The 23,816-nt window shown below is 58.2% G+C and carries 17 protein-coding genes; 11 read left to right on the forward strand and 6 right to left on the reverse strand.

Features of this window, described 5'->3' with window-relative positions; translation table 11 throughout:
* Positions 1 to 256: 256 nt before the first annotated feature.
* From KO088_RS03215 to KO088_RS03260, 10 genes are all read left to right on the forward strand, one after another.
* Positions 257 to 1,219, forward strand: coding sequence for an ROK family protein (locus tag KO088_RS03215; RefSeq protein WP_215493542.1), 963 nt, complete (start codon positions 257 to 259; stop codon positions 1,217 to 1,219).
* A 95-nt stretch (positions 1,220 to 1,314) separates the two neighbouring features.
* Entirely contained in the window at positions 1,315 to 1,851 is a 537-nt protein-coding gene (locus KO088_RS03220) for an NUDIX domain-containing protein (protein WP_215493543.1), read from the forward strand.
* Between the two features lie 16 nt (positions 1,852 to 1,867).
* Positions 1,868 to 2,776 (forward strand): sodium Bile acid symporter family protein, encoded by a 909-nt coding sequence (locus KO088_RS03225; RefSeq protein WP_215493544.1) that lies wholly within the window; start codon positions 1,868 to 1,870, stop codon positions 2,774 to 2,776.
* Between the two features lie 36 nt (positions 2,777 to 2,812).
* On the forward strand, positions 2,813 to 4,162 hold the full coding sequence (locus tag KO088_RS03230) for an alpha/beta fold hydrolase (RefSeq protein ID WP_215493545.1): 1,350 nt from the start codon (positions 2,813 to 2,815) through the stop codon (positions 4,160 to 4,162).
* Between the two features lie 402 nt (positions 4,163 to 4,564).
* Positions 4,565 to 5,554 (forward strand): tryptophan--tRNA ligase, encoded by a 990-nt coding sequence (gene trpS / locus KO088_RS03235; RefSeq protein WP_215493546.1) that lies wholly within the window; start codon positions 4,565 to 4,567, stop codon positions 5,552 to 5,554.
* Between the two features lie 33 nt (positions 5,555 to 5,587).
* The gene (locus KO088_RS03240; protein ID WP_215493547.1) at positions 5,588 to 5,998 is read left to right on the forward strand and encodes a DUF3127 domain-containing protein; all 411 of its coding nucleotides are present in this window, start codon (positions 5,588 to 5,590) and stop codon (positions 5,996 to 5,998) included.
* A 140-nt stretch (positions 5,999 to 6,138) separates the two neighbouring features.
* On the forward strand, positions 6,139 to 6,612 hold the full coding sequence (gene rlmH / locus KO088_RS03245) for a 23S rRNA (pseudouridine(1915)-N(3))-methyltransferase RlmH (protein ID WP_215493548.1): 474 nt from the start codon (positions 6,139 to 6,141) through the stop codon (positions 6,610 to 6,612).
* Positions 6,613 to 6,667: 55 nt separating this feature from the next.
* Positions 6,668 to 8,401, forward strand: coding sequence for a phosphoethanolamine transferase family protein (locus KO088_RS03250; protein WP_215493549.1), 1,734 nt, complete (start codon positions 6,668 to 6,670; stop codon positions 8,399 to 8,401).
* Between the two features lie 477 nt (positions 8,402 to 8,878).
* On the forward strand, positions 8,879 to 12,079 hold the full coding sequence (locus KO088_RS03255) for a SusC/RagA family TonB-linked outer membrane protein (protein ID WP_215493550.1): 3,201 nt from the start codon (positions 8,879 to 8,881) through the stop codon (positions 12,077 to 12,079).
* A gap of 19 nt (positions 12,080 to 12,098) precedes the next feature.
* Entirely contained in the window at positions 12,099 to 14,021 is a 1,923-nt protein-coding gene (locus tag KO088_RS03260) for a SusD/RagB family nutrient-binding outer membrane lipoprotein (protein WP_215493551.1), read from the forward strand.
* A 101-nt stretch (positions 14,022 to 14,122) separates the two neighbouring features.
* Here KO088_RS03260 and KO088_RS03265 read toward each other — a convergent pair whose 3' ends face one another.
* The gene (locus KO088_RS03265) at positions 14,123 to 15,343 is read right to left on the reverse strand and encodes an S-adenosylmethionine:tRNA ribosyltransferase-isomerase (RefSeq protein ID WP_215493552.1); all 1,221 of its coding nucleotides are present in this window, start codon (positions 15,341 to 15,343) and stop codon (positions 14,123 to 14,125) included.
* Between the two features lie 624 nt (positions 15,344 to 15,967).
* Between KO088_RS03265 and KO088_RS03270 the strand changes: the two genes are divergently transcribed.
* Positions 15,968 to 17,137: a PepSY-associated TM helix domain-containing protein gene (locus KO088_RS03270; protein ID WP_215493553.1), complete on the forward strand. Its 1,170-nt coding sequence runs from the start codon at positions 15,968 to 15,970 to the stop codon at positions 17,135 to 17,137.
* Positions 17,138 to 17,378: 241 nt separating this feature from the next.
* Here the strand turns inward: KO088_RS03270 and recG are convergent, their stop codons facing one another.
* The 5 genes from recG to mrdA all read right to left on the reverse strand — a co-directional run bounded on the left by recG (position 17,379) and on the right by mrdA (position 23,807).
* Complete coding sequence (gene recG / locus KO088_RS03275; protein WP_188807845.1) at positions 17,379 to 19,478, reverse strand: ATP-dependent DNA helicase RecG; 2,100 nt, start codon at positions 19,476 to 19,478, stop codon at positions 17,379 to 17,381.
* A 27-nt stretch (positions 19,479 to 19,505) separates the two neighbouring features.
* Positions 19,506 to 20,171 carry a 2-C-methyl-D-erythritol 4-phosphate cytidylyltransferase gene (locus KO088_RS03280; protein WP_215493554.1) on the reverse strand — a complete coding sequence of 222 codons (666 nt, stop codon included), beginning with the start codon at positions 20,169 to 20,171 and terminating at the stop codon, positions 19,506 to 19,508.
* Positions 20,171 to 20,386 carry an exodeoxyribonuclease VII small subunit gene (gene xseB, locus KO088_RS03285; RefSeq protein ID WP_009432559.1) on the reverse strand — a complete coding sequence of 72 codons (216 nt, stop codon included), beginning with the start codon at positions 20,384 to 20,386 and terminating at the stop codon, positions 20,171 to 20,173. The genes KO088_RS03280 and xseB overlap by 1 nt, the downstream gene beginning before the upstream one ends.
* An 80-nt stretch (positions 20,387 to 20,466) precedes the next feature.
* Positions 20,467 to 21,939 carry a rod shape-determining protein RodA gene (gene rodA, locus KO088_RS03290; RefSeq protein WP_215493556.1) on the reverse strand — a complete coding sequence of 491 codons (1,473 nt, stop codon included), beginning with the start codon at positions 21,937 to 21,939 and terminating at the stop codon, positions 20,467 to 20,469.
* A gap of 8 nt (positions 21,940 to 21,947) precedes the next feature.
* On the reverse strand, positions 21,948 to 23,807 hold the full coding sequence (gene mrdA, locus KO088_RS03295; RefSeq protein ID WP_215493557.1) for a penicillin-binding protein 2: 1,860 nt from the start codon (positions 23,805 to 23,807) through the stop codon (positions 21,948 to 21,950).
* Positions 23,808 to 23,816: the final 9 nt, after the last annotated feature.

A 23,816-nucleotide genomic window follows, 5' to 3' on the forward strand; every position in this document is an offset into this window, starting at 1 on the left:
AATAGGAGATAGAAAGAAAAAATTTATTCTTCCTCTATATACTTCACTTATATTAAGCACTGGGGATAAGTCGAGCCGTCGGGAGCGGGAGGCCTGAATGTAAGGTATGCCACTACCCTATGCTGGTGTCTTATGGTACCAACTTGTGGGACTCCACGCGGGGAATGCGTGGGGGGCGGAGCCAACTGATCGGTGAAAAAAACTATCTTTGTTCAATAACAAGAATATCTCACATCATAGTACACAAGCACAGCTAATGGAAAAGCCCTATGTAATAGGTGTAGACCTCGGTGGGACGAACACCGTCTTTGGTGTCGTCGACGCCCGTGGTAATGTCGTCGTCAATGCCTCGATCAAGACTGGTACGCACAACGATATTGAGCTCTACCTGAATGACCTCGTCACAGGACTCAACATGCTCATCGAGCAGGTCGGTGGCAAGGACAAGATTCGTGGTATCGGTGTAGGTGCGCCTAACGGTAACTACTTCAACGGCTCTATCGAGTTCGCACCCAACCTCCCTTGGAAGGGTAAGATCCCCTTGGCTCAGATGATCCAGGATCGCATCGGTATCCCCGTGGCACTCACCAACGACGCTAACGCTGCCGCTATCGGTGAGATGACCTATGGTGCTGCACGCGGTATGAAGGACTTCATCGTCATCACCCTCGGTACGGGCGTCGGTAGTGGTATCGTCGTCGGCGGTCAGCTCGTCTACGGGCACGATGGCTTCGCTGGCGAACTCGGGCACATGATCGTCCGTCGCAATGGTCGTATGTGCGGCTGTGGCCGTCAGGGCTGTCTCGAGACCTACACGTCGGCTACGGGTGTAGCACGTACGGCTCGCGAATACCTCACTATCCGCTCCGACGAGAGCTCGCTCCGTGATCTGGATATCGACACGATCACGAGTAAGGACGTCTTTGACGCGGCTTCGGCTGGCGACCGTCTCGCGCTCGAGATCTTCGAATCTACGGGGGCTATCCTCGGCGAAGCCTGCGCGGACTTCGTCACCTTCTCCTCTCCCGAAGCGATCATCTTCTTCGGTGGTCTCACCAAGGCTGGTGACCTCCTGATGAACCCCATCCGTCACCACATGGAGAAGAACATCCTCAAGATCTACGAAGGCAAGACCAAGCTCCTCGTCTCTCAGCTCAAGGAGAGCGACGCTGCCGTCCTCGGTGCCAGCGCTCTCGGCTGGGAAGCCAAGGAAATCTAATCTCCTTCGATCCCTATGATGACAGACGAGCCGGTGCACTGCCGCGCTCGTCTGTTGTCTTTCCCCCCACACGCCTTCCCCATCCCTTATCCCCTATGCACACACATCCACTATCGAGCTTCAGCTACTGCCCCCGCTGCGGGCAGAAGGGGCTGGAGCATGTACACGGCCGTGCCATCCACTGCCCGAGCTGTGACCTCACTTACTTCCACAATGTCGCCTCGGCTGTCGCTTGCTTCGTCCTCGACGAGGCGGGGCGTATCCTCGCTGTACGCCGTGCACGTGATCCCGAGAAGGGCACGCTGGACCTCCCAGGTGGCTTCGTAGACCCCGAGGAGACGGTGGATGATGCTGTGCGTCGTGAGCTACGCGAAGAGACGGGTCTCGAGGCAACGGAGGTACGTCTACTCTTCTCGATCCCCAATGTCTACCCCTATTCGGGTGTCGATGTCTATACGGCGGATCTCTTCTACCTGACGCGTGTGAAGAGCTTCGACGGGGCGACGGCTATGGATGATGCTGGTGAGCTGGTCATCGTCGACCCAGCAGACCTCCGTCCCGAGGCCTTTGGTCTGCGCTCGATACGTGCCGGTATAGAGCGTATCGTAGCTGATCCTAAGCTCATCGGATAACGTACCTATTTGTCCTATGCTCGGTAGCCTTTGGAGTCGGCTGAAGGGCTTTGCACCGCTCTTCTTCATCGCGATGGGGCTCTTATCGTGGCGTATCACCGCGCCCTATGGTTGGCTGGCGCCGTGGATCATCTCAGCGATGCTCTTCTTCGCTGTGCTCAATATGCCACCCAGCGCTGCCGCTCCACGACCGAAGCATCTCCTACTTTTCGTCCTCCAGCTCGCTATCGGGGGGACGCTCTACTTCATTCTCTCGGCGTGGGATCACGTCATCGCTACGAGTCTCTTCATGTGCTTCCTCGCACCAGCTGCTGCAGCTGCGGGAGCGATGACGAGTCTCATGGATGGTGATACAGGCTTCGCTACGGGCTACACCATCGTCACACACGGGCTGATCTGCCTGGTAGCACCCTTCCTACTCCCCCTACTTGATTCGCACAGCCATCTGCCCTTCTGGACGCTCTCAGGGCAGATAGCGCTCCTGGTGATCCGTATGGTCATGCTACCTATCGTGCTGGCATGGCTCGTGCGCGGTGTGATGAAGAGTATGGGGAAGACCCCTCACCCACCGAAGAAACTCACCTACCTCTTGTGGCTCTCCTCGCTGCTCTTCATCTTGGGGAAGAGCGTCTCCTTCGTCTTGAAGGAAGGCTCGGAGCAGGTCGGGCTACTCATCGCCTCCTTCGCTGTCGGGCTCTTGGCGTGCGCTATTCAGTTCACGCTCGGCAGTCATCTGGCGCGCCGTATCGGCGTCGAGGAGGTCGCATGCCGTCAGTCTATGGGGCAGAAGAACACCGCCCTGACGCTCTGGCTATGCATCACCTTCATGCATCCGCTCGTCGCTCCTGGTATAGCGGGCTATATCGCTTGGCAGAACTTCTTCCTCACCTACTATATGAATCGCCGAAGCCGTCTCAAAGGCTGAGGCCTCATACCACTACGCACTACTATCTCTACCACTATGAAACGCTTCCTTCTCTCCCTCCTTCTTCTCCTCCCCTTCGTCGTGAGCGCCCAGAGCCTCCGTGGGGATTGGTCGGGTAAGCTCTCACTCCCTATGGGCAAGCTCCGTATCGTCATCCACCTCTCCGAAGAGGCGGGGCGCTGGTCGGCTACCCTGGATAGCCCAGACCAAGGTGCCTACGCTCTACGTGCCGATGAGGTGCATGTCTCGGGCGATAGCCTGCGTATAGAGCTTCGTAGTCTACGCCTGACCTATACTGCCGTGCGCACGGCGGATGACAAGCTCTCGGGCAACTTCCAGCAGGGAGGTATGAGTCTCCCGCTGGATATGGAGCGCTCGACCGAGAAGCAAGACGCTCCCCAAGCGCCTGCCTCCTATACGGAGGAGGAGCTAAGCATCCCCGTCTCGGGCTCGTCTGTCATTCTATCGGGTAGCCTTGCCCTACCTAAGACGGGGCAGGCACCTTATCCTACGCTCGTCCTGATCACGGGCAGTGGTCCGCAGGATCGTGATGAGACGATCTTCGGCTGTAAGCCTTTCTTGGATATCACCCGCCGACTTACCGAAGCGGGCTTCGCTGTCTTCCGCTATGATGACCGTGGAGTGGGGAAGAGCACAGGTGTCTTCCTCGCCTCGAGTATCACGGACTTTGTGCACGATGCTGAGGCTGTCGTCGCTGCCCTCAAGGGGAATAAGAGCGTCCAGGCGCAGCGTATCTTCCTCGTCGGGCATAGCGAAGGGGGCTATATCGCTGCGAAGGTCGCTGGTCAAGACCGCTCGATAGCTGGGGTCGTGTCCTTAGCGGGCCCTGCCTTCGCGATGGATCGCATCCTTCTGGATCAGATGGATGCCCTCAATATCCTCGCGGGGAAGAGCGAGAGCGAGCGTGCGACGCTCAGCAAAGCCAACCGCGAGATCTATCGCCTGATGCAGGATAAGCGCCTCTCGCTGGACGAGGTGAAGGCACGTGCGGCAAAGGTGATCGATCCACTCCTCCCCGTCTTTAGCCCCGACAAGAGTACCCACGAGGCGATCCGCACGCAGATCATGAGCCAGCTCACACCTTACCTCCGACAGCTCCTCAGTCTGGATGTCGCAGGGACGTGGCGTGCTGTCAAGTGCCCCGTCATCGGGCTCTTCGGCGAGATGGACAAGCAGGTCTTACCCACCAATGCGGCCGAGCTACTGCGTCTCCAGCCCAAGGCTCAGGTGCAGGTCTTCCCTAAGCTCAATCATCTCTTCCTGCCTTCGTCTACGGGTTCGCCTATGGAATATCCTACGCTGAGAGGGCACTTCTCTTCCGATGCGCTTGACTTCTTAGTGCGTTCGCTGACTGCTTTGAAGTAGTCTTCTTCTACACAAGACAAATCATAGGCGGGCTGAGCGCCTCACATCTCCTGCGCGGGATGTGGGGTGCTCAGCCCGCTTTGTATCCGTACCTTTCTACGAGATAGAGTGGGGGAGTATAGCCCCTCTCAGGAGTGAATATAGGATGGGGGTGGTATGAACCTATATTGGTCGACGGGCTGACCTATATAGGTCGTGACGCGAACCAATATAGGTCGTCGCAGTGACCTATATAGCTTCACTCAGCGACCAATATAGGTTTGCAAAAGCAGGGTCGTATGGATGCGTGGGATGCACCTCGGGAAGGACTTCACTATGCTTCATCTGGGGGCAAGATTGTGAATTATTAGCTATCTTCGCAAACTAATATAGGACCACATTATAGATCATAGTTATTAGACGATGCAAACAGTAGTCAGCGGGATCCGTCCCACAGGTAATCTTCACTTAGGTAACTACTTCGGTGCTGTACGTGCCTTCACGCAGATGCAGAATGAGTATAACTGCTATTTCTTCATCGCTGACTGGCATTCGCTGACGACCCATCCGCATCCCGATGATATCATCCGTAGTACGAATACCATCCTCGCCGAATACCTGGCGTGTGGTATCGACCCCGAGAAGGCTACGATCTATGTGCAGAGCGACGTGCGTGAGGTGCTGGAGCTCTATCTCTACCTCAATATGAACGCTTACCTCGGTGAGCTGGAGCGTACGACCTCCTTTAAGGACAAGGCACGCCAGCAGCCCGACAACGTCAACGCTGGTCTGCTCACTTACCCCTCCCTTATGGCTGCTGACATCCTCATGCACAAGGCCGTCAAGGTACCCGTCGGTAAGGATCAGGAGCAGAATATGGAGATGGCGCGTAAGTTCGCCCGCCGCTTCAATACCATCTACGGCGTGGACTTCTTCACCGAGCCCCAGTCCTTCTCCCTCGGAGAGCGTGCACTGAAGGTCCCTGGCCTCGACGGCTCAGGGAAGATGGGTAAGAGCGAAGGCAATGCGATCTACCTCATCGACGACGAGAAGACCATCAGCAAGAAGGTCATGCGTGCCGTCACGGACGCTGGTCCTACGGAGCCTAACAGCGAGAAGCCCGAGCCTATCCAGAACCTCTTCACGCTGATGGAGATCGTCTCCGCGCCTGAGGTCTACCAGCACTTCGATGAGCTCTACAACGACTGCGCTATCCGCTACGGCGATATGAAGAAGCAGCTCGCTGCCGATATCAACGCCTTCTGCGCACCTATCCGTGAGCGCATCCTTGATATCCAGGGCGACAAGGAGCTCCTCTCCCGTGTGGCTCGCATCGGTGCTGAGAAGGCTCGTGAGTCCGCCTCGAAGACGATCGATGAGGTCCGTCACATCATCGGCTTCCGCCCCCGCTAAGCAAAATCATTCAATTTAGATAAGATACTCCCCATGGAATTAATCGGTAAAATCGTCCAGGTACTCCCCTTACAGAGCGGTACCAGTAAGGCAGGTAACTCTTGGCAGAAGCAAGAATATATCCTCGAAACCCTCGGCACGCAGTACCCCCGCAAGGTGTGCTTTAATCTCTTCGGGGATAATGTGAACAAGTTTCCCCTGCAGGTAGGACAAGAAGTGACGGTATCTATCGACATTGAGAGCCGCGAATTTAATGGTCGTTGGTACACAGATGTCCGCGCTTGGAACATAGTCCAGGGTATCCAGCTCCCCGGTGTAGCTGCTCCCGCTCCTGCTGCTTATAGCGCACCTCAGCCTCCCGCTGCTCCCGCAGCGGCACCTGCCGCAGCTCCTGCTGCCCAGCCTGTAGCTCCCGCTGGTGCTGCAGATGATCTGCCCTTCTAAGCTACTGGTGGTAGACTACCGCCTGTAGACGCCAGACCCATTAGACGATCCCGTCGAGCCCTGTGCCCAAGAGTGAAGTCTAATGGGTCTGGTGGATATAGACACTTACCCCTCGCCTTCACCCCGCTACTTCATAGCCGATGCACCTCCTTCTCCTCGCTGTGGGCAAGACCGATAGCCGTGCGATCGAAGAGCTGACGAAGCTCTACGCTGATCGCCTCGGCCATTACCTGCCCTTCACCCTGCAGATCATCCCCGATATCCGCCGCTCCAGCAAGCTCACCCCCGAGCTACAGAAGCAGATGGAGGGCGCGGAGATCCTGCGCCAGACCAGTACGTCGGATAGGGTAGTGCTCTTCGATGAGCGCGGGCGAGAGTTCTCGAGTACCGCCTTCGCCTCGTATATCGAGCGGGTGATGGTATCGGGTGTGCGCCGTCTGGTCTTCGTCATAGGAGGCCCCTACGGCTTCTCGGAGGAGGTCTATAATCGGGCAGATGACCGCGTGTCGCTGAGTCAGATGACCTTCTCTCATCAGATGGTACGTCTCTTCGCTGTGGAGCAGCTCTACCGTGCGCAGACGATCTTGAGAGGCGAGCCTTATCACCACGAGTAGGGTAGTGCCTATGTCTTATCTCTACACATATCACTAAGATTTTATTTCTCTCTATATGCGTATATGGGATCGGCTCCAGGCTTGGGTAAGCCGTGCTGACCAGCGATGCTACTACTGGATACTGACGCTGGCGCTTCTCCTGCCCAATGTCGTGCTCTCCGTCGTCATGCAGCAGCCCGCCGTAGGGCGTGTGCTGAATATCCTGCTGATGCTACCGGTGTATATGCTTCTCCTGCTCTCGGCTAAGCGTCCTGGGCGTGTCTACTGGGGGCTCTTCGTCCTGGTCTTGCTCCATGCCTTCCAGCTCGTACTCCTCACGATATTCAGTGGCTCCGTCGTCGCGGTGGATATGCTCCTGAATATCTTCACCTCGGAGCCTGATGAAGCGGGCGAACTCCTCTCCAACATCCTCTGGCCCATCCTCGCCAGCGGGGGCTTCTACGCCCTGACCTTTGTCGTGGCGACGCTCTCAGCGCGTAGCCGTGAGAGCCTCGCACCCCGCTTCCGTCGCCGTATGGCCCTCGTCTCTGCGCTTATCCTTCTCGTCGCCCTACCTATATATATAGGGGCGAAGAAGCGCTTCCCCTACGTGCATCTGCGTGCCGAGGTCTATCCGATGAGCGTCTTCCATAATATGTATCTGGCGACGACGAAGCTCTATGAGGTGCTGCACTACGACCGCACCAGCCAGGACTTCTGCTACAAGGCTACCTCCGAGCGTGCCAAGGATGAGCGTGAGATCTACGTCCTCATCCTCGGTGAGACGTCGCGTGCACACAGCTGGAGCCTCTACGGCTATCCCCGTGAGACGACCCCACACATCGATTCGCTCCACCGTGATGGTGGGCTTATCGCCTTCGCTGACGTCCTGACGCAGTCGAATACGACGTATAAGAGTATCCCCATCATCCTCTCGCCTGCCGATGCGTCTTCGGCGGAGAATCTGCCCCGTGTGCAGGGGATCCTCTCGGCCTTCCGTGAAGCGGGCTTCTATACGGCCTTCATCTCCAACCAGCCAGGGAACCACAGCTATGTGGACTTCTTCGCTATGCAGGGGGACGAGCATCACCCCATCCGCAAGGAGCTTCGCCGTGAGAAGCGCCGTCTCTACGATAGCGATATGATCCCCTATCTGCAGCGCCTTATGGCGAGCGAGCACCCAAAGCTCTTCGTCGTGCTACACACCTACGGCAGTCACTTCAGCTATCGTGACCGCTATCCGAAGGAGGATACCTTCTTCCCTGTGAAGGGGCACTACTCGGGATCGGAGGCCGACAGCCTTGTCCTGCGCAATGCCTATGACAATGCCGTGCGCCAGACGGATAAGTTCGTCGACTCCGTCGTCCGCGTCCTCGAGGGTGGCGATCGTGCTGCTTCGATGGTCTATATCTCCGACCACGGGGAGGACGTCTATGATGATGATCGTGAGCGCTTCCTCCACTCCTCGCCCGACGTCTCCTACTACCAGCTCCACGTACCACTCCTCATCTGGGGCGACAAGCGCTGGCGAGATGCCCACCCACAGCTCTTCGCTCAGGGGCGCTCCAATAGCCGTGAGGCCGTCTCGTCGAACTCCGTCTTCCACACGCTCCTCGAGCTGGCAGGCATCCGCACATCCTATCGCCGTGATGACCTCTCGGTCGTCAGCTCGCGCTTCAAGGGCGGTGTGCGCTTCTACCTCAATGACCGCTACGAGTGCGTGCCCATCGAGGCACTCGAGTTGCCCGAGGAGGATATCCGCCTCTTCCGTGCGAAGGGACTGCACTTAGGTCCCCTGCCGAACGAGTAGCCCCACACGCTACATATATTACTCCCCCTAAGGTAGGTGCGCTCCGCTGCACCACCTCAGGGGGAGCCTCTATATATGGGGGTAAAGCGACCAGTACTACTTCGTCATCTGACCAGTACTGGTCACTATTACGAACCAGTACTGCTTCGCACGGTGACCAGTACTGCTTCCGTCAGCGACCAGTAGTGGTTACTTTTTTATCTCCGTGGAGCGGGGTAGCGTAGCTGGTACTAAGACATAGCTTCTCGGGGGAGAAGTGCGGGGCGAGCGTGCCACCTTCATCGCGCGCTTTGGGTAGGATAGTGGTCGATCTATCGAAGGTGTAAGCCACCGAGCTATAAGGAGTTGGATATCTTCCTTAGGGATTAGATAATTGTATTCATTTGTAAAGTTTTTAGTTATAGGCGATTACGCCATTGCTTTGCTAAAAGAATATCTATCTTTATAGACCTTTTATCACTAACACGATATAAGCCTATGAAACGAATGAAGACAGTCTGCAGCGTGCTCCTTGTGGGTCTTTCGCTGCCAGGACTCGCCTTAGAAAATGCCTATGCCACGCCGGTAGAGACCGCCATGACACAGACTCAGGATCGTAAGGTCGCCTTCACAGGGACCGTACAAGACTCCAAGGGCGAGGCAATCGTCGGTGCTACTATCCTGGTCAAAGGCCAGGCTAAGGGCAAGGGGACACTGACCGACCCCAAGGGACACTTTACCCTAAGCGGACTCAAGGTAGGGTCCGAACTCGTCATCTCCTGTGTAGGGTATAAGACCCAGACCGTACGCTGGACGGGCACACCCCTCTCCATCACGCTCGAGGATGAGATGACCCAGCTTAGTGGTGTCGTCGTCACCGCACTCGGTATCCGCCGTGAAAAGAAAGCCCTCGGCTACGCCATGCAGGAGGTCAAGGGTGACCAGCTCATGGCTGTACGCGAGCCTAACATCACCAACGCACTCTCGGGTAAGGTATCTGGTATCCAGATCATCAAGGGCTCCAGCAGCCCCGGCTCCTCCTCGAAGATCGTGCTGCGTGGTAATAGCTCGCTCTCGGGCAGCAACCAGCCCCTCATCGTCGTCGACGGTGTGCCTATGGACAACACGACAGGTGCTACGAACAATGACTTCTGGAATCCCGCAGCCGATATGGGTAACGGTCTCTCCGATATCAATGCCGAAGATATCGAGAGCATGACCGTGCTGAAGGGTGCTTCGGCAGCTGCCCTCTACGGCTCGCGCGCTGGTAACGGGGTCATTCAGATCATCACCAAGAGTGGTCGTAAGAACAACGGCCTCGGTGTCACGATCTCTTCCTCAGTAGGTGTAGAGCGCCTCTTCATGGTACCCAGACTGCAGAGCCAGTTCGGTCAAGGTACTGACGGCGCCTATAAGAACGACGTCTCCTCCAGCTGGGGTCCTCGCATCGAAGGGCAGGAGTACACGAAGTGGGACGGCACGAAGACCACCATGCAGGCCTACGACAACGTAGCTAGCTACTTCAAGTCTCCTGGGATCGACCTGACGGAGAACATCGCCTTCTCTCAGATGTACGACCGCACGTCCATCTACTCCTCTCTGACACGTACCGACAATAAGAGCCACATCCCTGGCGCTTCGCTCGGCCGTACGAATATGACGCTGCGCGCCACGACGAAGTTCGGCCCCAGCGACCGCTGGAGCACTGATACGAAGGTCCAGTACATCCGCTCCTTCGTGCAGAACCGTCCGCTCAATGGTGCTAATGCCTCCAATGCCTTCTATACCATGTACTCACTGCCCCGCAGTATGGACATCCGCGACTTCGAGGAAGCCCGTACGCCTCAGGGTGCTATGCGCTGGTATGGTGTAGGTAATCAGACGAACCCCTACTGGGCAAGCAAGTACAACCTCAACAACGATACGCGTGACCGCTTCCTCATCAGTGCAGCGCTGAAGTACAAGATCACCGACTGGCTCAATGCTGAGCTGCGTGTGGGCTCTGACCAGTACTCTACGCGCATCGAGCGTAAGACCTACGCTGGCTCGCCTATCGCAGGTGGTGGGGGTAAGTATGAGACGGAGCAGATCAAGTTCTATGAGAACAACTACAGCTTCCTCGTCTCGGCACAGCGTGACAACGTCTTCGGTAAGCTTGGCCTCTCGGGCTCCGTCGGGGGGAACCTCATGGAGCGCAAGCACAATGGCCTTCGTGCCAGCGTCAGCCAGCTCATCGTGCCTAACCTCTTCTCGCTGACCAACGGTACCGACAAGCCCGACAACTCCGAGTCCTACAGCCACAAGAAGATCAACTCACTCTACGGTACGGCACAGCTGAACTGGGACGGGTACTTCTTCCTCGACGGTACGCTGCGTAATGACTGGTCGTCTTCGCTGGCGAAGGCTAACCGCTCCTTCCTCTATCCTTCTATCAGCACGTCGCTGGTCATCACCGACATGCTCCGTAAGATGGATGTGAATGCTCCCTCATGGCTCTCCTTCGCTAAGGTACGTGCCTCGGCTGCTCAGGTGGGTAATGACCTCGAGCCTTACCAGCTCTACAGCGCTTACCGCATCGAGAAGGACCCCCTCGGCGGTACGATGGCCAACATCGATAACGTCCTCTACAACGATAAGGTCCGCAGTGAGCTCATCAAGTCCTACGAGCTGGGTCTGGAGATGCGCTTCTTCGATAGCCGCTTCGGTGTAGACTTCGCTTGGTATCGCACCAACGCTACCAACCAGCTCATCCGCCTCGGTATGGACCCTGCCAGCGGCTACGATGCTAAGATGATCAACGCAGGTAACATCCAGAACGAAGGTATTGAGTTCATGGTCACCGCTGACATCATCCGCAGCGAAGGGCTGAAGTGGAATGCTCAGCTGAACCTCTCGCACAACGAGAACCGCATCATCAAGCTCTACGATGGCGGTGGTATCGAGTCTCCCGTGACGGAGTACAACCTCGGTACGTACGACAACCTGAAGATCCTCGCTCGCGAAGGCGGTAAGTACGGTGAGATCTGGGGCTCAAGCTACAAGCGCGTCGAGGACAAGACGAGCGACCTCTATGGTAAGATCATCACCGACGAGAACGGTCTGCCCATCGCAGGCGATGAGAAGAAGCTCGGTGACCAGCAGCCTGACCTCCTGGCTGGTCTTACGAACAGCTTCTCCTTCGCTGGCTTCGACCTGAGCTTCCTCATCGATGCTCGCTTTGGCGGTAAGATGTTCTCTGGTACGAACCACGCCCTACAGGCTGGTGGTGCCGCTGCTGCTACCGTCGTCAACGGTGCTCGCGATAAGTTCGTCGTCGACGGCGCCGTCGAGAGCGAAGTCGCTGGTAAGACGGTCTACACGAAGAACACCGTCGAAGTCACGCCTCAGGACTACTGGGGTGCTATCGTCGGTCGTAGCGGGAACCTCGGTATCAACGAGGCGAACATCTACGACGCTACGAGCGTACGTCTGCGTAACATCGCCCTCAGCTATACGCTCCCCAAGAGCCTGCTGAAGAATACGCCTATCACGAAGGCTAAGCTCGGTATCTCCTGCAACAATGTATGGATGATCAAGAGCTATATGAACGGCATCGACCCTGAGTCGGTCTTCGCTACGGGCTCCAACGCTACGGGGTATGAGTTCGCCTCTTCTCCCACGACCCGCTCCTTCCTCTTCAATATCACCCTCGGCTTCTAGTCGCTAAGCCATGTATATCATGAACAAGAAGAATATTCTCCTCTGGGGTCTGTGCCTGTGCGCTACGATGGGTATCGCCTCGTGCCGCGACTTCGACGAAGTCAATACCAACCCCACTGCCGCTTCGCAGGATCAGGTGCTCCCCGAGTACCTCATCAACCGCGCGATCATAGCTGCCCAGCAGAATCCCCACGTCGCGGAGCGTGCCTTCGTCCTCTACTGGAAGACGGGCGGCCACCAGCACCGTGGTGGCGGTCTTGCCGTAGGTGGCTTCAGTGACGGCTGGAGCTCCGACTACTATAGCCGTATGGCTGAGGAATGCCTCAAGCCCCTCACCGATGCTATCGCTATGTGCGAGAAGCGTATCAAGGACGGTACAGCACGCACCTATGATAAGAGCCTCCAGCAGGTAGCTCGTATCTGGCGCGTCTATATGCTCTCCGAGCTCTGTGACAACTTCGGTGTCGTCTCCATCGACGGCTATCAGGGTGGCAACCCCACCTACGTAGGTGCTAAGGAGGCTTATGCCTATATGCTCACCGAGCTGAAGGAGGCCGCTGACATCCTCGCTACCGCTCCTGGCTCGGACAACGGCGAGACGAACAAGCTCGACCGTGCCTATGGCTACAACACTGCTAAGTGGCGTGCGTATGCCAACTCGATGCGTATGCGCCTCTCGATGCGCCTCTCTGAGGTCGACCCTACGACGGCTAAGACGCACTTCGAGGAAGCTGCTGCTGCAGGGGGTATCACCTCGGCAAGCGACCGCTTCGAGGTCCAGGAGAAGGACGGCTGGGATGACCTGACAGGCGTCATGAGCCGTCAGTGGAATCACCAGATCCTCTCTCCTACGTATAGCAACCTCGTCCTCGGTCTGGGTGGTGTCAGCTCCGCTACACAGCTCCCAGAGAGCCGCTATGCAAGCCATATCAAGCCTGCTGACTACCTCGGCGTGCGCTACGATAAGCACTTCCCTCTGACGACGACTGACCCCTCGGCAGGCTTCTATATGGATGGCCTACCAGGTATCATCGACCCTCGTGCCTATAAGACCTTCATCATCGCTGGTGATACGGAGAACCCCGACTTCTGCTACTATCCCTCGTGGAGCAAGGCCGCTACGACGACCGAGTACAAGCTGAAGGATGCTACCGACAAGGAGAAGGACTTCAAGACGATCAATGCTAAGTACACGTGGAATGCGTGGGTAGGTGGATCGTGGGGTGACCTCAATGCCATCAACGACCTCGTGCAGGTCGGTACGATGCCCCGCCTCGGTCTGAAGTACCGCAACAGCACGAATAAGCGTGTCTTCTTCGGCGAATGGGAGACTTACTTCCTCATCGCTGAGGCCGCTGTACGTGGCTGGACGGTGCCTCTGACGGGTAAGGACGCCTATGAGAAGGGTATCCGCGCGAGCTTCGCCTATCAGGGTGCTGGCTCCGTCGATAGCTACCTCACCTCACAGACCTACAACCGCGTAGGGACGTCCGTCGCTTGGGATCACACCACGGAGCCCGCAGCTACCGTGACGATGAAGTGCACGAACGGCTACACGGGTCAGACGGAGAACTACACCTACCGCTATCCTGAGATGAAGAGCCGCCTCTATAAGGCAGCTATGAACGACCACCTGACGAAGATCATCACGCAGAAGTTCATCGCCAACACGCCTTGGCTGCCTCTCGAGACGTGGAGTGACCACCGTCGTCTGGGTCTTCCCTTCTTCGAAACGCCTGCGGTAGAGAAGGCGCTGGACAACATGCCCCAGCTCACCGCCTCTACTTACTCCACGGTGTCTGTCGACTACTATCCTCAGCGTCTGCCCCTGCCTAGCAGCATCGTCAACGGCAATAAGCCCGGCTATGAATCTGCTATCAAGGCACTCGGTGGCGAGGATAAGGTCTTCACGCCCATCTACTGGGCTAAGAAGAAGCAGTAAGCTCGCTTCCTCCACCCCTTACCTATAAGGCAAGCGCCTCCCGCCTACGAGTCCGAGGACTCAGGCGGGAGGCGCTCTGCTTTATAATAGTATCGGCTTCGCTAAGGCAGGAGCAGCGAGCTGTCGCCGTAGCTGAGGAAGCGGAAGTCGTGGGTGAGTGCCCAGTCGTAGACGCGGTGCCAGTCGTCACCGATGAGGGCAGCGATGAGCAAGAGGAGCGTGCTGTGGGGCTGGTGGAAGTTCGTCACCATACCGCGGATAACGCGGTAGCGGTAGCTGGGAGCGATGATGATGCTCGTGGGGAAGACGAGGGTATCCTCTCCCTGCGCATCGAGATAGCTGAGGAGCGTGTCGAGGGCTTCCTCTGTCGTCAACTCTTCGTCCGCGCCTTCTTCGTAGGGGAGCCACTGCTCTACGTGCAGGGCCGTTGGAGGCGTGTCGGGCTGACGACGCAGGGCGATGGCCAGATGATAGAGGCTCTCCAGCGTGCGGACGCTCGTCGTACCCACGGCGATGATCTGCCCGATATGCTCACGAAGGGCGAGGAGCGTCGAGCGGCTGACGCTGATCAGCTCCGCGTGCATCTCGTGATCGCCGATGTGATCGGCCTTGACAGGGCGGAAGGTGCCAGCGCCTACGTGGAGCGTGACGTCCAGCACGGGCGTGCCCTGAGCGCGTAGCTCTTCGAAGACTGCGGGAGTGAAGTGCAGGCCCGCTGTGGGGGCTGCTACCGAGCCTTCGGTCTCGGCATAGACCGTCTGATAGGTCGTCAGATCCTGCTCCTCCGTCTCACGCCCGAGGTAGGGTGGGATGGGGAGGATACCCATCAGCTCTAAGAGTTCGCCGAAGGTATAGGCATCATTGTCCCAAGAGAAGTGGATGACCCCCTCCTCGCCGCGCTCAGCCGTCAGCGTCACTTCGCCCTGCCCCTCGCGGTGGAGGAGGCGGGTGAGCTGCGTGCCCTCCTTGAAGCGCTTGGCATTGCCGATGAGGCAGTGCCAGGAGCAGCGATGGCGCTCCCCGAGGGAGAGCTCGTAGGAGGTGGGGGCAGCGGGATCGAGGCAGAAGATCTCGATGCGCGCTCCTGAGTCCTTATGGAAGAGGAGGCGGGCACGGATGACCTTGGAGTTGTTGCGCACGAGTACGGCGCCCTCGGGCAGGAGACGGGGCAGGTCACGGAAGGTAAATTCTTCGATCTCGCCAGCTTGGTAGCGGAGGAGCTTGGAGCTGCTGCGGTCGGCAAGGGGGTACTTGGCGATGCGTTCGTCGGGCAGGGGGTAGTCGTAGTCGGCTATCTGGATCTCTTGGGGTCGTATATTCATCTTACGCTCTTAGGGGGAAATATCCCTGATGTGGGTGGCACAAAAGTACGCAAAAGCGCCCCAAGTGCCTCTGCCCCGCACCTTAGCTCCGACCGCCGAGGTGCGGATGGAGGGAATACCTAATCATAGTGCCTTGTAGATGAACAACTACTCGTTTGTGTACGAACCACTATAAGTACGAGGTGCGAACCACTATTCGCTTGCATCCAAACCACTACTGGTTCTCACCTCGTACCACTATTGGTTTGCTCGCAAACGACTATTGCTCCGCACTCGTAGTGTCTATCCTTAGTGGACTTCGGGAGGGGGGTGGTGCGAACCTATATTGGTCGCTGAGTCAACCTATATAGGTCATCACGCCGACCTATATAGATCGCTTCACGGACCTATATAGGTTGGCTCAGCGATCCATATAGGATGATTTACCCTCCAGTACAGCTTCCTCCAGCTCGGCTCTATCAGTAGGGGGTGGAATAGGTAGAATATATATCTTTGACCCTCAAGGAGCGGCTATGCCTATAGCTCTCTTTCCTCGATATGCACCGTGAGGCGCATAAGCGAGGCGCATTCGATCAGGTTCCCCAGCTCCCCGAGGAGGGAGCCTTTTACTTAAATAGCCGAGTTATGACTGTACGCAAACTCTTCAAGAAGCTCCATCTGTGGCTTTCCCTGCCCTTTGGGCTCATCATTATGACGACCTGCCTCACAGGGGCTCTCCTCGTCTTCGAGAAGGAAATCACCGAGTTGGTACGCCGCGATAGCTATACGATACCCGTGCGTAAGACGGGGAGACTCTCCCTCCAGTCCCTCCTGGAGCGGGTCGCCAGCGAGACGCCCGATAGCGTGCAGATCACGAGCGTCACCATACCCTCTGACTTCCGCCGCGCCTATACCGTGGGGCTCTCTAAGCCTCGTCGTGCGGGAGTCCTTGTCGATCCCTATACGGGTAAGATCGTGGGGCAGAGCGGGCGCCTCCCCTTCTTCACGACGGTACGCGAGCTACACCGCTGGCTACTCGATAGTATGAAGCCAGATAGCGAAGGGATCTTCTGGGGGCGCATCATCGTTGGGACAAGTACGCTCCTCTTCGTCTGCATCCTCCTCACGGGGCTCTTCCTCTGGTGGCCGAAGAAGCTCAAGGGGATAGGGAAGCGGCTGAAGATCTCGCTTGGTCGTGGGCGTCAGCGCCTCTTCACCGACCTGCATACGGTCGGTGGGGTGTATGTCTTCGTACTCCTCTTAGCGATGGCTATGACGGGGCTTACGTGGTCCTTCGAGTGGTATCGCACGGGCTTCTATAAGGTCTTTGGTGCCGAGATGGCCGAGGCGGGCAAGGGTGATAAGGGCCCCAAGAAGGATAAGAGCAAGGATGCCCCCCGTGAGGAGGGTGCCGAGCAGGCCAAGCTCCCTGCCTCCTATATCTATTGGGAGGAGGCTGTGAGCTATGTCATAGAGGCCTCCGAAGCAGACTATACGGAGATCACGGTCAAGGATGGTGAGGTCGAGGTACCCCTTGCTGGACTGGGCAATATCCGTGCTGCGGATAGCTTTCGCTTCGACAAAAAGACAGGGCAGATGACCGACTACAAGGCTTATAGTGAGGCGAAGCGGGATAAGAAGCTCCGTGGCTGGATCTATTCGATTCACACAGGGGCTTGGGGCGGTCTCTTCACGCGTATCTGCTACTTCTTAGCGGCGCTCTTTGGTGCATCGCTTCCGCTGACGGGCTACTATATCTTCTACCAGCGTAAGTGGGGGAAGAAGCGTAAGGCGAAGAGCGGTAGTAAGGCTTAGGACATCTGGCCCCAGGAGGGGCGCTCATAGCGCCTACCTTAGCGGGCCTCGAGAGGGGCTGATGCGAACCAGTACTGGTCAGCGATCGGACCAGTACTGGTAACATATAGTGACCACTACTACTTCGCACGTCGACCAGTACTGCTCGGATCACTGACCAGTACTGCTTACTTTTCCCCTATGAGTACGAATCACCCATAGAGGAGGTATGAAGGATAGAAAGCTTGTGGGAAAGAGCGGCTTAGGAGATCTGGCTCCAGGAGGGGCGCTCGTAGTAGATCTCGTGGAGGCGATGGCGCAGGATCTCGTTCTTCGGGAGCTGTAGGTCGGGGTCTTCGCTGAGGATCTCCTCGGCGAGGGTACGGGTGTACTGCACCATGGCGCCATCGAGGGCCGGGTTGGCGATACGTAGGCTCAGCTGCTGACCGCTCTGACGCGTGCCGTCGATCTCCCCGAAGCCACGCAGGCGCATATCCTCTTCGGCGATGACGAAGCCATCATTCGTCTCTACCATAATAGCGATGCGGCGCTTGGCATCTTCGCCGAGGTCCTTGCCTGTGACCAGGATGCAATAGCTCTGGCTGGCGCCACGGCCGACACGCCCACGGAGCTGATGGAGCTGGGAGAGCCCGAAGCGGTTGGCACCCTCGATGACCATCACCGAGGCGTTGGGCACGTTCACTCCAACCTCGATGACGGTGGTCGCCAGGAGTATCTGTGCTTCGCCCGAGACGAAGCTACGCATGGCCTCGTCCTTCTCATCGGGCTTCATCTTACCATGTACACGCACGATCTTACGGTGGGCGAAGTGCTCGCTGTAGCGGCGGAAGCCTTCGTCGAGCGTGCGCATCGACTCCTCTTCGCTCTCCTCGATCATAGGGAAGACGACATAGGCCTGACGGCCCTCCTCCAGCTGACGCTCGAGGAACTGATATACCCGATACATCTCGCTCTCACTCTGGTGGTAGGTCTCGATAGGCTTGCGCCCGGGTGGGAGCTCGTCGATGACGGAGATATCGAGATCGCCATAGAGGGTCATAGCGAGCGTACGCGGGATGGGCGTAGCGCTCATGATGAGGATGTGCGGGTGGATCTGCTCGCCCTTCTGCCACAGCCCCGAGCGCTGCACGACACCGAAGCGGTGCTGCTCGTCGATGACTGCCAGCCCAAGATGGGCGAACTGCACCACAGGCTCTAAGAGGGCATGCGTGCCGACGATGATCTTCAGCGCGCCTGTGCTGAGATCTGCGAGGAGGCGTGTGCGCTCCTTCTTCTTCGTGCTCCCGATCAGTAGGCCTACCTCGATACCCAGCGGTGCGAGGTATTCGCAGAGAGAAGCGTAGTGCTGACGGGCGAGGATCTCGGTGGGCGCCATCATACACGCCTGATAGCCGTTGTCCACGCTGAGAAGCATGGAGAAGAGCGCTACGAGGGTCTTCCCGCTCCCTACATCCCCTTGGATGAGGCGATTCATCTGACGGCCGCTGATGACATCGGCTTGGATCTCGCGGATGACACGCTTCTGCGCATCCGTCAGGTCAAAGGGCAGACTCTCATAGAGCCCACGTATGGCATCGCCGACACGTGGCAGGAGAAGCCCAGGAGAAGCGGCCTTACGGTCACGCTTCATACCGAGGAGACGGAGCTGGATGAAGAAGAGTTCGTCGAACTTCAATCGTCTGCGTGCTGCCTCCAGTCCCTCCTTCGTCACGGGGAAGTGGATCTGCTCGATGGCCTCGGCATAGGACATGAGGCGTGCCCGCTCAATGATCTCGGGGGTGAGCGTCTCGGTAATGTGGGGTACGCAGGCCTCCTTCAGCACATAGAGGAGCTGGCGCATCTGACGGCTATTCAGCCCAGCGCGGGTGAGCTTCTCAGTGAGGGGATAGACGGGCATGAGGCCACCGCTGACCTGTGCGGCCTTCGACTCCTCGTCGATCTCGGGGTGGCTGATGCTGTAGGCGCCGTTGAAGAAGACGGGCTTGCCGAAGACGAGATACCACTGCCCCGGGATGTAGCGCTGGCGGATGTAGGGCATGGAGCGGAACCATACCAGCTCGATCGTGCCTGTGCCATCGGTGAAGTACGCGACGAGACGCTTCTTACGCCCCTCGCCCACCTCCTTGAAGTCACGGATATAGCCCTTCAGCTCCACGTGGGGCATCTCACCTCGGAGCTCACGGATCTGGTAGATGCGCGAGCGGTCGACGTACTTCGTGGGGAAGTAATGCAGGAGGTCGAGGTAGGTATATAGGTCCAGCTCCTCGGCGAGCGCTTTCGCTCTCCGCGGTCCGACACCTGGGAGGTAGGTCAGTGGGGTGAGGAGGAAGTCCTTAGCCATCGTAGCGCCTGCCCTTCTCGGGCGGGGTTAGTCCAGAAGGAGATCAGCCAAGAGGAGGTCTCTCGGTGTGGTGAGCTTGATATTCGTCTCTTCGCCTTCGACGAGCGTGATAGCACCGAGGCCAGCAGCTTCGTAGACCGAAGCGTCGTCGGTGAACTGCGGGCTGAAGGGCTGCTTATAGGCGTGGTGTAGGCGCTCCAGGTCGAAGGTCTGCGGGGTCTGTACCGCACGGTAGCGGGCTCTATCGACAGCCTCGTTCGTGTCGTCCTCACCGAGGAAGCGCAGGCTATCGGTGACGGGGCAGGCAGGTAGAGCGGCACCCGTCTCTTCGGCTACCTCGAAGGTGCGGCGAATCAGTGTGCGTGACACGAGCGGGCGCACCCCATCGTGGACGGCGACAAGGCCCTCAGCGGGGAGCTCGCTCAGCCCCGAGCGTACGGAGTCGAAGCGCGTGGCGCCACCCGTGGTGATGCGGTGTGGGAGGGTGAAGTGATGCTCGGCACAAAGCTCTCGCCAGAGGTCTTGCTGCTCGGCAGGGAGCACGAGGATGAGTTCCTCGACCTCGGGGGCGAACTGCCGTAGCGTGTGCATCAGGACGGGCTCACCACGCAGGGGGAGGAACTGCTTCGGCAGGTCGGCACCCATACGCAGGCCGCGCCCGCCAGCGACGATGATAGCGTAGCGATGTGCCATTAGCCTTCGGCTTGAGGGTCTTCGCTGAGCTGTGCCATGAGGCTCGTGAGCTGCTTGTCGGCCTGTGTGAGCTTCTCACGGCAGTGCTTCGAGAGCTCGACAGCCTCCTTCACGAGGCCCGTGAGCTCGTCTACATCGGGGCTCTCGCTCTCGATGCGGCGGACGATCTCGTCGAGACGGCTTGCAGCTTCCTTATAGGTCAAGTCTTTTTTCATCGTATGTCTATGTGTTGGTGCCACGAGATGGTGGCGGGGGATACGTGCGTCTACGGCATCCAGAGTGGCACACTCTTGCCTTAGCGGGCGGTGTGCTGCTTGCGACGGGAGTCGATGCCGAGGAAGATGAAGAGCAGGAACGTGAAGCCCCACAGCGAGGAGCCCCCGTAGCTGAAGAAGGGTAGGGGGATACCGATGACGGGGACGAGCCCCAGCACCATCCCCACATTGATGAAGAGGTGGAAGAGGAAGATCGAGGCCACGCAGTAGCCATAGACCCGCCCGAAGCGTGTCACCTGCCGCTCGGCAAGCGCCACGATACGCAGGATGAAGACGGCGTACATGATGAGTAGCGCCGTTGAGCCTACGAAGCCCGACTCCTCTCCGACGGTGCAGAAGATGAAGTCCGTCTCCTGCTCAGGCACGTAGTTCAGCTTCGTCTGTGTGCCCTTGAGGAAGCCCTTACCGGTGAGCCCACCCGATCCGATAGCGATCTTCGACTGGTCGACATTGTAGCCCTTCCCCTTGAGGTCGCTCTCGATGCCGAGGGCGATCTTGATACGTACCTGCTGGTGGGGCTGGAGGATATCGTTGAAGACGTAGTTCACCGAGTAGAAGAAGCCGAGCGATCCGATGGCGAAGATGGCCATCAAGAGGTAGCGCAGGAGGTATTCGCGCAGGGCGAGGTAGAAGAGTGTGCCTACGGCGATGACGACGAGGGCTACAGCCACATAGGCGAGGTTGAAGGCGACGAAGAAGTTCACCACTCCTGCGATGAGATACACGCCGAGGACGGCACCTACGGCGTAGAGGAGGTAGCGCCAGCGGTTGCGCCAGTCCTGGGTGTAGACGGCGTAGAGGGTGGTGGTGAAGACGAGGATAGCGTTCGAGACGAAGAAGAGATCCGCGTCCGTAGCACTCCACCATAGCGTGTCCTCTAAGACCAGCGCCCCGATGAAGTACACCGCTGCCGAGGCACTGAGCCCCATGAAGAGCCCTGAGAAGCCTTCGCGGAAGAGGGCAAGGAAGAGGGCAAGGAAGACGAGCGCCGAGCCCGTCTCCTGCTGCAGGAGGATGAGCCCGATGGGGAAGAAGATGATAGCGAAGATCTTCAGATAGCTGCGTATCGACTCGATCTTGAAGTCATACTGATTGCATAGCCACGCCAGCGTCAGGGCGGTAGCGACCTTCGCGAACTCCGCCGGCTGTAGGCGCACCGGCCCTAAGACGAGCCACGAGCGTGAGCCCTTGATATCCGGTGCGATGACGATCGTCACCATCAAGAGGAGCATCATCGCCCCATAGAAGAGCGGGGCTCCCACCTCATAGATGTCCGTGTCGAGCGAGATGACAGCGAAGCCTAAGACCAGCCCGAGGCCGATCCACAGCAGCTGCATCATCGGGCGACCGCCAGGGCTCAGCAGGGCCTCCGTCTCGAAGTTGTACGAGGCGCCACAGATAGAGAGCCAGCCGAAGAAGACCATGATGAGGTACATCAAGATCGTCACCCAGTCGATGGACTTATAGAATGGCTGTGAGGAGGACTGTCGCATGGCGGGCGCTATATATCGTTGAGGTAGGAGATACTGCGGTGCTCCATCGAGGAGGCGATGGCCTCGCCACTGCCCGAGAGCTTGCCGTCACGGAGATAGTATTCCATCATCACACGGCCGATAGGCACACCGAACTGCGCACCGAAGCCCCCGTTCTCGACATAGACCGAGACAGCGATGCGTGGCTTGGAGCGAGGCGCGAAGCCGATGAAGGCCGAGTGGTCCTTACCGTGGGGATTCTCTGCCGTACCTGTCTTACCACATACCTCGATCTCACCAGGAGCGAAGTTCGCAGCACGACACGTACCGCCCGTGACAGCACCAGCCATCCCTGCGACGATATACTCCCAGTTCTCGCGGGAGATCCCTGAGGGCTGGTGATTGCGGTACATCGAGTCCAGAGGCATACCGCCGATGGAGTGCACGACGTGCGGGCGGATGTAGTAGCCGCGGTTGGCTATGAGGGCGGCGAGATTCGCTATCTGCAAGGGCGTGGCGAGCACTTCCCCCTGCCCGATGGCGATGGAGATGATGGTGTGACCGTTCCATGCGCCCTTGTAGAACTTATCGTAGACGCCGCTATTGGGGATATATCCGCGCTTCTCACCCGGCAGGTCGATACCGAGGCGGTAGCCGAAACCGAGGGAGACCATACGCTGCTTCCAGTGCTCCAGTGCGACGGCTGCCGAGGGGTAATAGCGGCGGTCGTCGAGCATGAAGTGCAGACCCCAGCTGAAGTACGCATTACACGAAGTGGAGAGGGCGGGGATGAGTGAGGTGGGCGAGCCGTGGCTGTGGCACTTGGGTCGGTTGCCCAGCGGGGGGTAACCGTGATGACAGGCAAGTGCTGTGGAGGGTGTGAGGACCCCTTCCTCAAGGAAGATAGCTCCCTGCGAGGGCTTGAAGGTTGAGCCAGGAGGGTAGTTCCCTTGGATCGCGCGGTTGAGGAGCGGCTTACCGAAGGTCTCCTCAAGCATGCGGTGGTTGGCACCCTTGCTCTTCCCAGCGAGGAGCTCGGGATCGTAATTCGGTGCCGTGACGAGGGCAAGGATCTCACCCGTCTCGGGCTCAATGGCGACGATGGCACCACGCTTACCGCGCATCATGCGCTCGCCCAGCTCTTGCAGGCCAGCATCGATGGAGAGCGTGAGGTCACGCCCTGGGACGGGAGCACGGTCGTGCGAACCGCCATCCAGACGTCCTTGGATACGGCCACGGGCATCGCGGTAGAAGATCTCCTCACCCTTGACGCCACGCAGTACCTCTTCGTAGGTGCGCTCTACCCCGCTTCGTCCGACGAAGTCCCCGCGCATGATCGTGCTGTCACGCTCGAGGTCAGTAAGGCTGGCTTCGGAGAGGTAGCCCAAGAGGTGGGCGGCATTGTGGTAGTTGTACTGTCGGACGGTACGGGAGCGCACCGAGAAGCCTGGGAACTTATACAGCTGCTCCTCGAAGCGTCCTACTTCCTCGGGCTCAAGCTGTGAGAGGAAGACCTGCGGGGTGTAGGGGTTGTAGCCGCGGTTGATACTGCGGTCACGTACGGCGGTGAGCTTCTGGACGATCTCCTCGCGAGGTAGGCTAAGCGTATTTGCAAGTAGTGTGGTGTCGAGCTTTCCCTTCGCCTCGTGGTTCACGATCATCAGGTCGTATATGGGGCGATTGGCCACAAGGAGCTGTCCCTTGCGGTCGTAGATGACGCCACGCGAGGGGATGGTAGAGAGGATGAAGTAGGCATTATTCTCCGCCCGGCGCTTGTAGTCATTGCTGGCTACTTGCAGGGTAAAGAGGCGGATGATGAAGATGGTGACGATGGCGAAGGTGAGGCCGATGATCAGCCACCGTCTACGGAAGAGCTCGTCGTTGACCATAGGAGAGCA

It is taken from the genome of Porphyromonas bobii (assembly GCF_943169685.1).
Classification (GTDB): Bacteria; Bacteroidota; Bacteroidia; order Bacteroidales; family Porphyromonadaceae; genus Porphyromonas; species Porphyromonas pasteri.

Bases quoted from the DNA above. Each gene is read 5' to 3' on its own strand.
- KO088_RS03215 (WP_215493542.1), top strand. From the start codon at position 257: ATGGAAAAGCCCTATGTAATAGGTGTAGACCTCGGTGGGACGAACACC.
- KO088_RS03220 (WP_215493543.1), top strand. From the start codon at position 1,315: ATGCACACACATCCACTATCGAGCTTCAGCTACTGCCCCCGCTGCGGG.
- KO088_RS03225 (WP_215493544.1), top strand. From the start codon at position 1,868: ATGCTCGGTAGCCTTTGGAGTCGGCTGAAGGGCTTTGCACCGCTCTTC.
- KO088_RS03230 (WP_215493545.1), top strand. From the start codon at position 2,813: ATGAAACGCTTCCTTCTCTCCCTCCTTCTTCTCCTCCCCTTCGTCGTG.
- trpS (WP_215493546.1), top strand. From the start codon at position 4,565: ATGCAAACAGTAGTCAGCGGGATCCGTCCCACAGGTAATCTTCACTTA.
- KO088_RS03240 (WP_215493547.1), top strand. From the start codon at position 5,588: ATGGAATTAATCGGTAAAATCGTCCAGGTACTCCCCTTACAGAGCGGT.
- rlmH (WP_215493548.1), top strand. From the start codon at position 6,139: ATGCACCTCCTTCTCCTCGCTGTGGGCAAGACCGATAGCCGTGCGATC.
- KO088_RS03250 (WP_215493549.1), top strand. From the start codon at position 6,668: ATGCGTATATGGGATCGGCTCCAGGCTTGGGTAAGCCGTGCTGACCAG.
- KO088_RS03255 (WP_215493550.1), top strand. From the start codon at position 8,879: ATGAAACGAATGAAGACAGTCTGCAGCGTGCTCCTTGTGGGTCTTTCG.
- KO088_RS03260 (WP_215493551.1), top strand. From the start codon at position 12,099: ATGAACAAGAAGAATATTCTCCTCTGGGGTCTGTGCCTGTGCGCTACG.
- KO088_RS03265 (WP_215493552.1), bottom strand. From the start codon at position 15,343: ATGAATATACGACCCCAAGAGATCCAGATAGCCGACTACGACTACCCC.
- KO088_RS03270 (WP_215493553.1), top strand. From the start codon at position 15,968: ATGACTGTACGCAAACTCTTCAAGAAGCTCCATCTGTGGCTTTCCCTG.
- recG (WP_188807845.1), bottom strand. From the start codon at position 19,478: ATGGCTAAGGACTTCCTCCTCACCCCACTGACCTACCTCCCAGGTGTC.
- KO088_RS03280 (WP_215493554.1), bottom strand. From the start codon at position 20,171: ATGGCACATCGCTACGCTATCATCGTCGCTGGCGGGCGCGGCCTGCGT.
- xseB (WP_009432559.1), bottom strand. From the start codon at position 20,386: ATGAAAAAAGACTTGACCTATAAGGAAGCTGCAAGCCGTCTCGACGAG.
- rodA (WP_215493556.1), bottom strand. From the start codon at position 21,939: ATGCGACAGTCCTCCTCACAGCCATTCTATAAGTCCATCGACTGGGTG.
- mrdA (WP_215493557.1), bottom strand. From the start codon at position 23,807: ATGGTCAACGACGAGCTCTTCCGTAGACGGTGGCTGATCATCGGCCTC.